Below are 14789 nucleotides of genomic sequence, written 5' to 3'. Positions count from 1 at the left end.
GAACGGCTCAGGCGCCGGACGGGGCCGAGGTACGGGGCTGCTCCGCCGTCCGCGCCGCGGGAGCGCCCTCCGGCCGCGGCAGCAGCCTGAGCACCGCCTGCCGCTGTGCCTCGCTCGTCGCGTCGTCGTACGGATCCGGGGTGGCGGGCACCTGGAGCCGGTGCACCGGGCCGGTGCCGAGCCGGGCGTAACCGCGGCCCGCGGGCATCTCCGGGGTCGGTGTGGTGTGCGGGGGCACGCCGAGGACGGCAGCGGCCTGGTCGAAGGAGGCCGGGCCGAGCAGCACCCGGGCCCGGGTGTGGGTCCGTACCGCCTCGGAGAGCCCGTCGGCCGCGTCGAGCTGGTCGGCCACCACGACCCGCACGTTCGCCGCCCGGCCGTGCCGCAGCGGTACGGCCAGCAGTTCCTGCGGATCGGGGCGGCCGTCGGCGGCGGCGAGATGGCTGAGCACCGAGGGGCGGTCCAGCAGGATCCACAGCGGGCGCTGGATGTCGTCCGGCAGCGGATGGCCCAGCTGCCGCGCGCGGTTGGCGGCGATCAGCCGCCGCTCGGTCTCGTGCCCCGCCCACTCCAGCGTCGCCAGCGTCCCGGCAAGACCGCACTCCACGGCCAGCACCCCGGCCCGTCCGCCCAGGCAGGCGTACTCGCTGGTGCCGCTGCCGTCGACCACCAGGACGTCCCCGTGGTGCAGCGCCTGGAGCGCGATGGAGCGCAGCAGGGTCGTGGTGCCGCTGCCGGGCTGGCCGAGCGCCAGCAGATGCGGTTCGGTGGAGCGGGGGCCGGTGCGCCAGACCACCGGGGGGACGTCGCGTGTCGCGGGTTCGGCGGGCGTGCCGCCCCGGCCTCCCCGGGAGCGGTCGCCGCCGGTCACGGCCGGGCCCGTACCGCCGTCACCGCCGTCACCTCCGTCACCGCCCTCGACACCTTCGACGCCCTCGAGCACCGGGAGGGTGCGCTGCACGGAGGAGGTGTCGGTGAAGCCGAGCACGGTCTCGCCGGGGGTGGTGACGAAGCGCTGGGCACAGATCGCGGTGGACAGCGGGGGCAGCACCGTCAGGGTGAGCCGGTTCGCCTCCTCGTCCCATGCGAACAGGTACTCCCGGCCGCGTCCGGACTTGGCGTGCAGGAGCTGCTCGATCCGGGCCCGGGAGCCGGGCTCGCCGTCGGTGAAGTACGCGGGGTAGCGCAGATGCAGCCGGGTCAGCCGTCCGCCCTCGTCGAACGCGTAGGAGTCGAAGGCGCGCGACCAGTCCCCGCCGTGGGCGTACAGCGGGCTGGGGTCCTCGGCGGCCGAGAAGTACGGCACCAGTGCCTCGTAGAGGGTGCGCAGCCGCTCGGTGCCGTCCGGACCGGGGCCGCCCGGGGCGGCGGTGGCGCGCTCCCGGCCCGCCCAGCAGGCCGCTCCTATCAGGCAGACCGCCGCCGCCAGCGGCCCGTACGGCAGCAGGAAGACGACGAACACACCGGCGGCCGCGAGGAACAGCGCGGGGCCGCGGCGCTCGCCCGGCAACTCCACCCACTTCCGCCGCCCGGCGGCGGCCATCACGCGCAGCCCCCGGGTGAGCGCGATCAGCGGGTGGAGCACATCGGCGGCGCTGTCGGCGGCCGTGCGGGCGAAATCGCGGCCGCGCAGCAGTGGGGCCGGGGCACTGCCGAGACGGAGGCGGGGGAGCGGTCGCCGGGCCACGTCAGATCTTGATTCCGCCCAGCAGGCTGGCCAGGCTCGCGCCGCCCGCCTTGATGCTCGGGGCGATCGCGGTGCTCGCCAGGTAGAACCCGAAGAGGGCGCAGACGACGGCGTGGGAACCCTTGAGGCCGTCCTTGCGGAAGAACACGAAGACGACGATGCCGAGCAGTACGACACCGGAAATGGAGAGGATCATCACGGTCTCCTGGCTGGTGGGGGACGGTCACCATGAGTTGTTCCAGGCTCACAGCATGTATCCATCCAGGCAAAGGTGCAAATGGGTGGATTATCGGTGTAATCATCACAATGGGTGTGTGGTGAGGGTGCGCGGCGGCCCGGTGCGGCTCCGGTGCGGGGTCCTCTCCGGGCCCCGCCCTTCCCTAGGGTGTATGTGATCACGTAGAGAAGTGATCGCAAGAAGAGTGATCGCGTGCACGGACAAGCCGGAAGCCGAGCCGGAGGCGAGACGCCATGAGCGAACCGAACCCCGAGACCGAGCCCGCCCACGACCCGGAGGTGCTGCAACTGGCGGCCAAGGTCTTCGACCTGGCCCGGCACGGCGACACGGACACCCTCGCCGCCTATGTGGACGCGGGCGTCCCGGCCAACCTCACCAACGACAAGGGTGATTCGCTGCTCATGCTGGCGGCCTACTACGGCCACCCGGCGGTCGTATCGGCCCTGCTGGAGCGCGGCGCCGACCCCAATCGCGTCAACGAGCGGGGCCAGACCCCCATCGCCGGGGCCACTTTCAAGGGGGAGGAGGAGGTGCTGCGGGTGCTGCTCGCCGGGGGCGCCGATCCGCGGGCAGGATCGCCCTCGGCCGTCGAGACGGCGCGGATGTTCGGACGGCAGGACCTGCTCACCCTGTTCGGGACGCCGGAGGCCGAATAGACCCCCGGGGGCGCTTCCTTCAGGGCATGAGTGAAGGGGTGTGCGGCGGACTGCGCCACGGGGCGCGGGGCCGGTAGATTCGGCCGGGGGGAGGGAGCCCGATGGCCGAAAACCGGCGGACCGTAGGCGATCTGCGGCGCGGCAACCGTTCGACGCTGCTGCGCGCGCTGTACGTCCAGGGGCCGGTGAGCCGTCAGGAACTGGGGGCGGTCACCGGGCTCAGCGCGGGCTCGGGCAGCAATGTCGTCGCCGAGCTGTTCGCCGACGGGCTGGCGGAGGACGCCGGTTCGGTGGACTCCGACGGCGGCCGCCCCCGGACGCTGCCGCAGGTCGCCCCCGGCAGCGGTCACCTCATCGGGTCGACGTCGGTGAAACCCGCATCCGGGTGGAGTTGTTCGACCTCGCGGGTCGACCGAACTCACCCGATGGGAGCATCCGCTGCTCCCCGGCCGCTATGAGATCGGACCGATCGTCGATCACATTCTGACCGGCCTCGACATGGTCCTGGCCACGGGCGAGGTGCGGCCGGAAGCGGTCATCGGCGTGGGGGTCGGGGTCCCCGGCGTCGTCGAGCGGAAGCCCGAGGCCGTCGTCCACGGCCAGACCTTCGGCTGGGACGCGGTGCCGCTGGAGCGGCTGCTGCGCGCGGGCACGGCGCCGCCGCTGTTCCTCGACAACGGCGCCACGGCGCAGGGCCAGGCCGAGATGTGGTTCGGCGCCGGGCGCGGCGCGGACACCGCGGTCATCGCGCTGATCGGCTCGGGCGTCGGGGCGAGCATCGTGACCGGCGGGGCACCGTACCGGGGCGCGACCAGCAGCGCGGGGGAGTGGGGCCACACCGTTGTCCAGGTCGGCGGGCGCACCTGCCGGTGCGGGGCGGTCGGCTGCCTGGAGGCGTACATCGGGGCGCGGGCGGCGTCGGTGGCCACTGGCCCGGTGACCCGGACGGCAGCACCTCCTTCCCGCAGCGGCTCGTCGTCGACTACGTCAGGGTGACCGGCGGCAACTGACCCGCCGTGACCCACCGGGCCCACCCCCCACACCGGCCGCGGTCCCGCCCTCGCGGGGCCGCGGCCGAACTGTCCCCCTGCCCGGCCGCGGCCGAACCGCGCCGCACGCCGGGCGCGTCTTCCTGGTAGTTCATCGAACGCTTATCAGCGGTGCGTGTACTGCTGCCGTGCGCACCGGAGGTCGGCGGCACACCGCGCAGGGCACATCAGGGGGGAACCGGCAATGATCGAGACGGTGTTCCACGGCGACCGGCTGCCGACGGCCGAGCGCTTCCCGAGCTGGCGCGACCTGGCCTTCGAAAGCCATTCGCCCCACGAGATCCACACCGACCACGCGGCCGACTTCCGCGCCACCCTGCGGGTGCTGGATCTGAAGGCGGTCCAGGTGTCCGCGTTCACCTGCCCGCCCCTGGACTCCGCCCGGACCGCGAAACTCATCCGGCGCTCCGACCCCGAGATCTACCACCTCTCCGCCCCGCTGCGCGGCGCCATGCGGATCACCCAGGGCAACGGAAGCCTGGTGGTGCGCACCGGGGAACTGGTGCTGGTGAGCAGTTCCCACCCCTACGAAGGCCATCTGCACACCCGGCAGGACCTGGTCGCCGCGGCCGAGATCATGATCCCGAGGGCACTGCTGCCGCTGCCCGCCCACCTCGTCCACCGGACGACCGCGGTGCGATTACCCGGCCGTGAGGGCATCGGTGCCCTGCTCCTGCCGTTCCTCACCCGGCTGTCCCGCGACACCGTCCACTACGGTCCGCTGGAGGCCCAGCGGCTGGGCAGTGTGGCGCTCGACCTGGCCGGGGCGCTGATCGCACACCACTTCGACGCCCCACTGCCGCCCGAACCCCATCAGCGTGCGCTGACCGTCCGCGTCCAGGGCTTCATCCACCGGCATCTGGGCGATCCGCGGCTGACGCCCGAGCGGATCGCGGCGGCGCACCACATCTCCGCGCGGTCGCTGCACCGGCTGTTCCAGGGGCAGGGACTGACGGTGTCCGCGTTCATCCGGCGGCAGCGTCTGGAGCGGGCGCGCCGCGATCTGGCCGACCCCCGGCTGGGCGACCGGCCCATCCACGCGATCGCCGCCCGGTGCGGCTTCCCCCGCCCCGCCGACTTCACCCGCGCCTTCCGCGCCGAGTACGGCATTCCGCCCCGCGACTACCGCCGTACGGCGCTGCGGTCGTCCGCCACCACCTCCGGTCCGGAAGGAGCGACCGTTCGATGATCACCACACGTCTCACCACGGACGCGGTGGAGCGGGCCGACCGATTCACCTGGTGGCACGACATGACGGTGACCACGCTGATCCCCACCGTGCTCAACAGCGCCCATACGGACGACTTCCGGGCGACGGCCGATGTGGTGGACCTCGGCACCGCGCAGATCACCTCCATGACGTATCTGCCGATGACCAGCACCCGGACACCGAAGCTGATCCGGCGGCACGACCCCGAGTACTACCAGCTGTCCCTGACCGTCCGGGGGCGCATGCACCTGTCCCAGGCGGGCCGGGACACCACCCTGGGCCCCGGCGATCTGGTGATCTACGACTCCTCCCGTGCCTTCGACGGCTGGACGGCGTGCGACCACGGCAGCCTGGGCCATGTGGTCGCGCAGATCCCCAAGCGCCTGGTGCCGGTACGGCCGAAGCTGATGGACCGTCTGATCGCCCACCGGATCCCTGCCGACGGGGGCTTCAGTGACCTGCTCGCCCAGTACCTGACCCATGTGACCACCCGGACCCACCACTACCGCACCTCCGACGCGGCACATCTGTCCACCGTCCTGGTCGATCTGCTCGCCGCGACCGTGGCGCACCAGCAGCTGGAGAACCCGGGCGCCCTCACCCCGGAAAGCCGCCGCCACAGTCTGTTCCTGCACATCCAGGGCTTCATCCACCGGCATCTGGGCGATCCGCGGCTGACGCCCGAGCGGATCGCGGCGGCGCACCACATCTCCGCGCGGTCGCTGCACCGGCTGTTCCAGGGGCAGGGACTGACGGTGTCCGCGTTCATCCGGCGGCAGCGTCTGGAGCGGGCGCGCCGCGATCTGGCCGACCCCCGGCTGGGCGACCGGCCCATCCACGCGATCGCCGCCCGGTGCGGCTTCCCCCGCCCCGCCGACTTCACCCGCGCCTTCCGCACCGAGTACGGGCTCCCGCCGCGCGACTACCGCTCCGCGGTGTGCGCCCGGCCCGCGCGCCGGGGACCGCACCCACCGGGTCACCCGGGTCATCCGGGGCCCGAGTAGCGTGCTCCCATGGACATCGGTGATGTGGTCGAGGACTTCGAACTTCCCGACGAGACCGGCACGGTCCGTACGCTGAGCGGACTGCTCGCGGACGGGCCGGTGGTGCTCTTCTTCTACCCGGCGGCCATGACCCCGGGCTGCACCAAGGAGGCGTGCCACTTCCGCGATATCGCGGCGGAGTTCACGGCCGTGGGCGCGCGGCCGGTGGGCATCAGCGCCGATTCGGTCGAGCGGCAGGCGGAGTTCGCCGACCGCCACTCCTTCGGCTATCCGCTGCTCTCCGACCCGGAGGGGACGGTACGGGAGCGGTTCGGCGTCAAGCGCGGACTCGCCGCGGTACCGACCAAGCGGGTCACCTTCGTGGTCGGTACCGATCGCCGGGTGCTGGAGATCGTCAAGAGTGAGTTCCGGATGACGGTGCACGCGGACAAGGCGCTCGAGGCGCTGCGGAGCGCGACGGGCTGAGCGCCGGCCCGCCCACCGTCCGACCCCCCGGCGGGCCGCCGCGGCGGCGGCCCGCCGGGTCCTCTCATCTCACCCCAACGGGCTGAAGACGAAGGTGAATGCGGCCGGTGCGACCCGAAGGCGATACGGCTCGAGCACCCCGGGGCCGCACGACTGACTCCCGATGCCCTGCTGACCGTGGTCGAGGTTGACCCACACCGTGTCCTCCGACGCCACCAGATCCGGGGTGTGCGCGGCGGCGGCGAGCTGCTCACTGGTCCAGCGGCGCGCGGTGAACCAGAACGGCGGGGCGCCCTCGATCCGCACCCCCCGCCCCTCGGGCCCGGACAGCCGCGCCCAGCGGACGTCCGGCCGCGCCCCGTTCTCCTGCGGCCGTACGTACGGCGTCTGCATCGCGTCGACCGACAGGGCCCAGCGCCCCAGCCGGCACGCGGTGCGGGTGTCCGGGTACCCCTCGCCGGGACCGCCGCCGAACCACTCGGCGTCGCCCAGCGAGGCCGGGACCCCCAGCCGCACACCCAGCCGCGGCAGCGGACAGCGCCACTCGCCGCGCGGGGTGACCGAGACCGCCAGCCGCAGCCGGTCCCCGTCCGCGGTCCAGCGGTAGACCGTCTCCAGGGCCAGGTCGCTCGCCGCGGCGGCCACCCTCGTACGCACCGTCAGCCCGGTGTCGTCCGGCTCCACCGCGTCCACCCGGTGCCGCATCCGGTGCAGCCCCAGCTCCCGCCAGATCAGCCCGTAGCGCTCATCGGGTTGCCAGGACGCGCCGTTGTCGTTGTCGGTGGGCGCCCGCCAGACGTCCAGCCGCGGTCCGGTGACCGCGAGCGCGCCGAGCGCCGTGAGGGTGCCGGTGGCGGTGTCGAAGACGCCCGGGCCGAGGACGATCCGCCCGCTCTCGCGGCGCGGCGCCTCCGTCGGGCCGGTGGTGTGCGGTCGCTCGGTCCGCACCCGGGCGGGCAGCTGGGCCCAGGCCACCGGATGGCCCGCCGCCGCCCACGACGTCGTCGCGGCGAGCCGTGCCTCCAGGGTCCACCGGGTCTCCTGGCCGGGCTCGGTCTTCGGCGGCGTGGGCAGTTTGAGGTCGGCGGCGAGCCCCGGGCCGAGCGGAGGCACCGCCAGCTCACCCGAGGCCACCACATCGCCCTCGGCCTCGTACGCCCACGAGAAGACAAGATGGGACAGATCCGCGAAGTCATGGCGATTGGCGATCCGCACCGTGCCCTCGGCCCCGTCGCCGTCGATCCGGACCGGCTCGATGACCTTCTTGTACTCGATCAGCCCCGGTGAGGGGGTGCGGTCGGGGAAGACCAGACCGTCGCAGACGAAGTTCCCGTCGTGCAGCTCCTCGCCGAAGTCCCCGCCGTACGCGTACCAGGGCGTGCCATCGGCGGTGCGCCGGGCCAGCCCGTGGTCGATCCACTCCCAGACGAAGCCGCCCTGGCAGCGCTCGTACGTGTCGAACGACCGCTGGTACTCGCTGAGTCCGCCCGGTCCATTGCCCATCGCATGCGCGTACTCGCACTGGATGAACGGCAGCCGTCGGCGCTTGGCGTCCAGCTCCGGATCGCCCCACGGCGGCTCGGCGCGCCGCCCGATCCGGTCCACCTCCTCGTGCGGCGCGTACATCCGCGAGTAGATGCCGGTGTCGGCACAGGACAGATCGCCCTCGTAGTGGATCACCCGGGACGGGTCGCGTTCGCGGATCCAGTCGGCCATGGCGGACAGCCCGCGGCCGGTGCCGCACTCGTTGCCCAGGGACCACATCACGACGGACGGGTGGTTCTTGTCCCGCTCGACCATGCGGGCGGCGCGGTCGAGCAGCGCCGGGATCCAGCGGGCGTCGTCCACCGGGTTGTCCCGCCAGTCCTGATCGACGAAGCCGTGGGTCTCCAGATCGCATTCGTCGATCACCCACAGCCCCAGCTCGTCGCAGAGCCCGAAGAAGGCCGGATGCGGCGGATAGTGGCTGGTGCGCACCGCGTTGATGTTGTGCTGCTTCATCAGCGTCAGATCGGCGCGCATGGTCTCCGGGTCCACCGCGCGGCCGGACTCCGGGTGGAACTCGTGCCGGTTGACACCGCGGAACAGCACCCGCCTGCCGTTGACCTTCAGCACCCCGTCCTCGACCACGACGGTGCGGAAGCCGATGCGCAGCGGGACGCTCTCGCCCAGGGTGGTCAGCCATCCCTCGTACAGCCGCGGGGTCTCCGCCGTCCAGGGCTCCACGGGCACGGTGGCGCTCTCCCCGGTGGCCAGGTCCAGGCCCAGTTCGGGCACGGTGACCCGGCCACCGGGGTCGGCGTCGACGCGCAGGGTGCCCTCGCCCCGCACATGGTCGTACCCGGCATGGACGAAGTAGTCCTCGAGACTGCCCTCGGGGCGGTGCTCCAGTGTGACCTCACGGAAGATGCCCGGCAGCCACCACTGGTCCTGGTCCTCCAGATAGCTGCCGGAGGACCACTGGTGCACCCGGACCGCCAGTACGTTGCCGCGCGGGCGCAGCAGCCCCCCGACGGCGAACTCGTGCGGCAGCCTGCTGCCCTTGAACGTGCCCAGCTCCTCCCCGTTGAGCCAGACCCGCGCACAGGACTCCACGCCCTCGAAACGCAGTACCGCGTCACCGCCGTCCGGCCACCCGGTGGGCAGGTCGAAGACGCGCAGATGGTCACCGGTGGGGTTCTCGGTGGGGACCCGCGGCGGGTCCACCGGGAACGGATAGCGGTGGTTGGTGTAGATCGGCGCGCCGTGGCCGTGCAGCACCCAGTGCGCGGGCACCGGGATCTTGTCCCACCCCGAGGCGTCGTAGCCGGGGCGGGCGAAGGAGTCGTCCTCGGCGGTGGCGGTCGGCGAGAGCCGGAAGGCCCAGGTGCCGTCCAGGCCCAGCCGCGCCGCGTCGGTCTCGGCGGACCAGGCACGGGGCGGCAGCCCTCCACTGCCGGGGGAGACGTCCTCGTAGTACGGAAGCGGCCTGTGCTGCGTGGAGTTCATCCTTCTCCTCGGTCAGCCTTCGGTCGGATCAGTCGTGGGCGCGCTGCCAGCCGGCCCTCCAGGGCGAAGGTGGCGGCGCCGAGGCTCACGGGGTTGGTCGGTATCGGGGACAGAACGATCTCGGTGCTCGCGAGCGGACGGCGCAGCGCACGCCCCGCCACGCCGGCGCGCACCTCGGCGAGCAGCGGCTCACCGAGTCCGGCCGCCACCCAGCCGCTGAGCACGATCACTTCGGGGTTGAGCAGATTGACCAGGTCGGCCAGGCCCGCGCCGAGATAACGGGCGGTGTCCCGCACGGTCTTCACAGCCACCGGATCGCCGTCGGCGAGACCGCGGCCGAGCGCCTCGACGGTGGCCGTCTGGTCATCGGGGCGCAGCAGCGGGCTGCCGGGGCTCAGCTCGCGCAGACTCTGCATGATGCCGGGGGCGCCGACGTAGGACTCCACACAGCCGTGGGCGCCGCAGTGGCACGGCCGTCCGTTCAGCACCAGGGTGGTGTGTCCCCATTCGCCCGCACTGTTGCTCGTCCCGCGGTGCAGGGTGCCGCCGAGCGCGAGCCCGGCCCCCACGCCCGTACCGAGGTTGACCACCACCGCGTCCTCCCGCCCACGGGCCGCGCCGAACCACAGCTCGGCCACGGTACAGGCGCGCAGCGGATTGTCCAGGTGGAGGGGGTAGGGGAGGTGTTCGGCCAGCAGGTCGAGCACCGGGACGTCGTACCAGTCCCAGTTGGGCCCGAAGACCGACACCCCGCCCTCGCGGTCCACCTGCCCCGGCATGCTGACGCCGACCCCCAGCACCCGGTCCTCGGGAATCGCCGCCGTCGCGACGACGGACGCGACGGCGGCGGCGATGTGCGCCACCACCGCGGCCGGTTCGTTCTCCTCGGGACGCAGCTCCGCTTCGGCACTGGCGAGGACGGTGAGGGAGAGGTCGAACAGCGCGACATGGATGTACGTCTCGGCGACATCCACGCCGATCAGCGCGCCGCCGGGGGCGTTGACGGCCACCAGTCCACGCGGCCGTCCGCCGTCGGAGTCCTCGTAGCCGACCTCCGTGACCGCTCCGAGGTGCAGCAGCTCACCGATGAGCGTGGCGACGGTGGCCAGGCTGAGGCCGGTCGCGGCGGCCAGGTGCTGCCGGGACACGGCGGGGGCTCCGGCGATGACATGGCGCAGCACTTCATGGCGGTTCGCCGTGCGGATGTCGCGAGAGGTGCGCCTCACGCCGTGATCGCCTCCGGAGGGGTCAGGGGGAGTCGGCGGTGTGGCGTCAGAGTAGGGGCGCGGATCCGGCGTGAACAACCCCTTTGCGCAACCCTTGTACGAAGTACCCGTACGGCGGACCCCCGGCGGTGATGGCCGGTCGCGGCTCAGTGAGCGGTGAGGACCTCACGGACGACGGGGCCCGCGGCGTCGCCGCCGTGGCCGCCCTGGGTGACCACGGCGGCCGCGGCCATGTCGTTCCGGTAGGCGGTGAACCAGGCGTTGGTCTTCGGCTGGCCGTCGATCTCGGCCGAGCCGGTCTTGGCGCCGATGTCCCCGGTCAGCCCGGACATCGCCCGTGCGGCGGTACCGCTCGTCGCCGTCAGCCGCATCATGCCTTTCAGCTGCTGGACGACGGCGGGGCTCAGCGCGCGGTCGCTGGTGGCGAGCTGCCGGTGGCCCACCGAACGCGGCACCAGGACGGGCTGTTTGAACGCGCCCGTCCGGGCGGTGGCGGCCACCGAGGCCATGGTGAGCGGATTCATCTGCACCGTGCCCTGGCCGATGACGGCCGCGGCCTTGTCGTCCCCGCTGCCGTCGGGCACCGCTCCGTCGAACGTCGACACCCCCACCTGCCAGTCGCGCCCGATCCCGAACACCGACTGCGCCTCCCGCGCCACCGCGCCGTCGGGGATCGCCCCGGCCAGCGAGATGAACGCCGTGTTGCAGGAGGCCGCGAAGTCCTGCGCGAAGGTGGCGCTCGGATTCTCGCTGTGCTCGATGTTGTGGAACGTCCTGCCCTGCTGGTACGCGGCCGTCCTCGGACAGGGCACCCGGCGGCCGGGTGTCACCTTGCCGGTCTCCAGCAGGGTGGCGGCAGTGACGATCTTGAACGTGGAACCGGGCGCCGTCTGCCCCTGCAACGCCGCGTTGAACTCGCCCTTGTCGGAGTTGGCCACCGCCAGGATCTCGCCGGTGCTGGGCCTGAGCGCCACCACGGATGCGCCGAACCGCTGGGAAACGGCCTTCTCCGCTCTCTTCTGCACGGCCGCGTCGAGCGTGGTGCGGAGCGTGCCGCGCTTGCCCTCCGTCACCACGTGCAGGGTGTCCCCGGCCGTCCCGTCCGGCCGCACCGCCCACACCTCGACCTGCGCCGTACCGCCCACGTCGTCGCCGTACCGCGCCCGCAGCGAGATCAGCAGCGGATCGAGCGAGGGATAGCGGCCCTGCCGCAGCTCCTTGCCATGCCGGTCCAGCACCCGGATCGGCGGATTCTCCGCAAGGTCCGTCCGGACCGTCTGGCCCTTCGTCAGCTTGGGATGGATGACCGCGGGCGTCCAGTCGACCAGCGGCTTGTTGGTCGTCCGGCCGCGCACCACGGTCAGCCGCGAGCCATAGCTCCAGGTCGAACGGGTCTTTCCGTAACGGATCTCCGCCGTGACCCGGAACGGCACCGTGGTGCCCTTGGCCGCGCCCGGTGTCAGCGTCACCTTCTTCACCCGGGCGTCGTCCCGGAACCCGCTCAGCGCGCCGACCGCCGCTTGTGCGTCATTGGTGAAGCCGGACGCCCGCAGGTCGTTGCCGTCCGCCCACGCGTGAAGGAAATGCCGTGCCGTGTCCCGGACCTCGGACGCGGTCACCTGCCCGTCACGGGTCGCGGTGGTGTCGCCACCGGTCACCCCGGTGTACAGGTTGTACGCCCCGAAGCCGGCGGCGCCCACCAGCGCAGCCACCGCCGCCCCCACCACGACCTTGCCCACTGCGCGCACGGCGCCCCCCGCCCCCCCCAGGTCTGGTCGGCGCCGGTCCACCCGGCGCCGCTCCGCTCAGGCCGCCTTCTCCATCTCCCCGCGCAACGCCCGCGTATACACACTCAACAACCGCCCGTACTCAGCGCGCTCCGCCGGACACAACGCCCGCCCGGACCGTGCCCGCAGAAACACGCGGATGGCCTCGTTGGCCTGGTCGGTGGAGGGGGACGCGGACAGTAAAGCGGGCTGGGGAGGAGTAGGAGTCGGACACATGACCCCCACAATAGAGGCAGCCACTGACACCGCGCACGGGTCTCAACCTCTTCAACGCCTCTCAACTGGCCTGATGAGGCCGTGATGTGAGGAAAACCGCATCCTCGGCAGGGGGGTTGGCAGCGGTGACGAGGACGACCTCCAGGGTGCGGGGGCCGTGCACGCCCTCCACGCGGTCCAGTTCGATGTCGCTGGTGGCGGAGGGCCCGGAGATCCAGGTCTGGGGGCGGGAGGGGTCGAGGCGTTCGAGGGCCTCGGGGACGGAGTCCACCACCTGGACGGGGACACCGATGACACAGATGTGGTGGTCGGGGACCAGGGTGATCCGGCGGCGGCCCTGGTCCGGGGATGCGTCCAGGACCACCGTGCCGGTTTCGGCGATGGCCACCGCACAGCCGGTGACCACGCTGGACACCGCGTCCAGGTCGTGCGGGGTCAGTTCGGCGGTGTCCGGGACCCGGCGGACCTCGGTGGCCGAGAGCCAGTCCGCGGGCAGGCCGGGCGGGACGACCACCGTGGTGGCGTTGCGGGCCGTCAGCAGGCGGGCGATCAGGGCCGGGAGGGCGGCGGCGTCCGTGCGGTGGACCACGGCGCGGTAGTCGGCGAGGTTCTCGGCCAGCAGGTCCGCGGTCTCGGCCGGGGTGCGGTCGCCGTGGCGGCGCAGATACGTACGCTCGACCGCCACCTCCGACGGGGCCTCGGTGCGCGGGACATCGGCCAGTGCGCGGCGGATCCTCGCCATCACGAGGGCGCGTGAGCTCATGGGGTGTTCCTGTCGTCGCCATGGCGGGGTGTGGTGGTGGTGCGGGTCCGTTGCCACCAGTCGCGGAACGACTCCGCCGGCACCGTGGGCAGTTCGCGGCTGTCGCTCCAGGCCCGGCCCGGGCCGGGCAGCCGGCGCGGATGGAAACGGCGGGTGCGGGAGGCGAGGCGCTGTCCGCTGCGCAGCACCCGTGGGTGGTCCAGCGCCCAGCTCGCCGCCCGCATCGCGGCGCGCTCGGCGGCGTGGCCCTTGGCGGGCTTGATGACGGCGCGGGTGCCGCGGACGGAGGCCGGGCCGCCCTCGACGACCCGTTCGCGCAGGTGGAGCAGGACCTCGGGGATGTCGATGGCGACCGGACACACCTCGTAGCACGCCCCGCACAACGACGACGCGTACGGCAGCGAGGCGTCCAGCTCGCTCTGGGTACCGCGCAGTTGCGGGGTGAGGATCGCGCCGATCGGGCCGGGGTAGGCCGAGCCGTACGCATGGCCCCCCGCGCGCTCGTACACCGGGCACACGTTGAGACACGCCGAACAGCGGATACAGCGCAGCGCCTGGCGGCCCACGGTGTCGGCGAGGGCGTCCGTGCGGCCGTTGTCGAGGAGCACGAGGTGGAAGGCGCGGGGGCCGTCGTCGTCGGTGGTGCCGGTCCAGGTCGAGGTGTACGGGTTCATCCGCTCGGCGGTCGAGGAGCGGGGGAGGAGCTGGAGGAACACCTCCAGGTCCTGGAAGGTGGGCACCACCTTCTCGATGCCCACCACCGAGATCAGCGTGTCGGGGAGGGTCAGGCACATCCGCCCGTTGCCCTCGGACTCGACGACCACCAGTGTGCCGGTCTCCGCCACCATGAAGTTCGCGCCCGAGACGCCCACCTTGGCGTTCAGGAACTTCTCGCGGAGGTGCAGCCGTGCCGCCTCCGCGAGGTCGGCGGGCGCGTCGGTGAGGCCGTCCGGGGCCGGTCGGCCCCACCGCGCCATCTTCGCCGTGAAGATGTCCCGGATCTCGGCGCGGTTGCGGTGGATCGCCGGAACCAGTATGTGGGACGGCAGATCGTCGCCGAGCTGCACGATCAGCTCGGCGAGGTCCGTCTCGTACGCGGTGATGCCCGCCTCGGCGAGCGCGTGGTTCAGCCCGATCTCCTGCGTCGCCATCGACTTGACCTTGACGACCTCCCGTTCGCCCGTCGCCCGCACCAGCTCGGTGACGATCCGGTTCGCCTCGTCCGCGTCCGCCGCCCAGTGCACCTGGCCCCCGGCCGCCGTGACCGCGCGCTCCAGCTGCTCCAGATAGTGGTCGAGGTGGCGCAGCGTACGGTCCTTGATGGCCGCGCCCGCCGCGCGCAGCCGCCCCCAGTCGTCCAGTTCGGCCACCGCGGTGGCGCGTTTGGCGCGGATGGTGTGGGTGGCGTGGCGGAGATTGGCGCGCAGCTGGGTGTTGTGGGTGGAGGTGTCGGCCGCCTTCGGGAAGGCGGGCATCCCCAGGTAGGTGGCTCGGTGGGTG

General features: G+C 72.7%; 11 protein-coding genes and 2 pseudogenes. 6 read left to right on the top strand and 7 right to left on the bottom strand.

The window, feature by feature from the left end:
* Positions 1 to 7: 7 nt before the first annotated feature.
* Together HUT19_RS06950 and HUT19_RS06945 are read right to left on the bottom strand one after the other, a co-directional pair.
* Positions 8 to 1687 carry a hypothetical protein gene (locus tag HUT19_RS06950; protein ID WP_176179614.1) on the bottom strand — a complete coding sequence of 560 codons (1680 nt, stop codon included), beginning with the start codon at positions 1685 to 1687 and terminating at the stop codon, positions 8 to 10.
* Position 1688: 1 nt separating this feature from the next.
* The gene (locus tag HUT19_RS06945; protein ID WP_176179613.1) at positions 1689 to 1883 is read right to left on the bottom strand and encodes a hypothetical protein; all 195 of its coding nucleotides are present in this window, start codon (positions 1881 to 1883) and stop codon (positions 1689 to 1691) included.
* A gap of 275 nt (positions 1884 to 2158) precedes the next feature.
* Between HUT19_RS06945 and HUT19_RS06940 the strand changes: the two genes are divergently transcribed.
* The 6 genes and pseudogenes from HUT19_RS06940 to HUT19_RS06920 all read left to right on the top strand — a co-directional run bounded on the left by HUT19_RS06940 (position 2159) and on the right by HUT19_RS06920 (position 6309).
* Positions 2159 to 2581: an ankyrin repeat domain-containing protein gene (locus HUT19_RS06940; RefSeq protein ID WP_176179612.1), complete on the top strand. Its 423-nt coding sequence runs from the start codon at positions 2159 to 2161 to the stop codon at positions 2579 to 2581.
* A 101-nt stretch (positions 2582 to 2682) separates the two neighbouring features.
* Positions 2683 to 3496, top strand: a pseudogene (locus tag HUT19_RS06935) (ROK family protein); the annotation flags it as partial.
* Positions 3497 to 3498: 2 nt separating this feature from the next.
* A pseudogene (locus HUT19_RS42840) lies at positions 3499 to 3591 on the top strand (glycoside hydrolase family 16 protein); the annotation flags it as partial.
* Positions 3592 to 3814: 223 nt separating this feature from the next.
* Positions 3815 to 4819 (top strand): helix-turn-helix domain-containing protein, encoded by a 1005-nt coding sequence (locus tag HUT19_RS06930; RefSeq protein WP_176179611.1) that lies wholly within the window; start codon positions 3815 to 3817, stop codon positions 4817 to 4819.
* Entirely contained in the window at positions 4816 to 5844 is a 1029-nt protein-coding gene (locus HUT19_RS06925) for a helix-turn-helix domain-containing protein (protein ID WP_176179610.1), read from the top strand. Before HUT19_RS06930 ends, HUT19_RS06925 begins: the two co-directional genes overlap by 4 nt.
* 9 nt (positions 5845 to 5853) lie before the next feature.
* Complete coding sequence (locus HUT19_RS06920) at positions 5854 to 6309, top strand: peroxiredoxin (protein WP_176179609.1); 456 nt, start codon at positions 5854 to 5856, stop codon at positions 6307 to 6309.
* A 69-nt stretch (positions 6310 to 6378) separates the two neighbouring features.
* Here HUT19_RS06920 and HUT19_RS06915 read toward each other — a convergent pair whose 3' ends face one another.
* The 5 genes from HUT19_RS06915 to HUT19_RS06895 form a co-directional block, all read right to left on the bottom strand.
* Positions 6379 to 9297 (bottom strand): glycoside hydrolase family 2 TIM barrel-domain containing protein, encoded by a 2919-nt coding sequence (locus HUT19_RS06915; protein WP_176179608.1) that lies wholly within the window; start codon positions 9295 to 9297, stop codon positions 6379 to 6381.
* Positions 9294 to 10523 carry an ROK family protein gene (locus HUT19_RS06910; protein ID WP_176179607.1) on the bottom strand — a complete coding sequence of 410 codons (1230 nt, stop codon included), beginning with the start codon at positions 10521 to 10523 and terminating at the stop codon, positions 9294 to 9296. The genes HUT19_RS06915 and HUT19_RS06910 overlap by 4 nt, the downstream gene beginning before the upstream one ends.
* Positions 10524 to 10669: 146 nt before the next feature.
* Complete coding sequence (locus tag HUT19_RS06905) at positions 10670 to 12271, bottom strand: penicillin-binding transpeptidase domain-containing protein (RefSeq protein ID WP_176179606.1); 1602 nt, start codon at positions 12269 to 12271, stop codon at positions 10670 to 10672.
* A 316-nt stretch (positions 12272 to 12587) separates the two neighbouring features.
* Positions 12588 to 13289 (bottom strand): LUD domain-containing protein, encoded by a 702-nt coding sequence (locus HUT19_RS06900; RefSeq protein ID WP_176179605.1) that lies wholly within the window; start codon positions 13287 to 13289, stop codon positions 12588 to 12590.
* On the bottom strand, positions 13286 to 14764 hold the full coding sequence (locus HUT19_RS06895; RefSeq protein WP_176186569.1) for a lactate utilization protein B: 1479 nt from the start codon (positions 14762 to 14764) through the stop codon (positions 13286 to 13288). Before HUT19_RS06895 ends, HUT19_RS06900 begins: the two co-directional genes overlap by 4 nt.
* Positions 14765 to 14789: the final 25 nt, after the last annotated feature.

Origin of the sequence: Streptomyces sp. NA02950 (assembly GCF_013364155.1) — a bacterium.
In the GTDB taxonomy this organism is placed as follows: domain Bacteria; phylum Actinomycetota; class Actinomycetes; order Streptomycetales; family Streptomycetaceae; genus Streptomyces.
The sequence above is the reverse complement of the archived record's forward strand: the minus strand, read 5'-3'. Positions and strand labels throughout refer to the sequence as shown.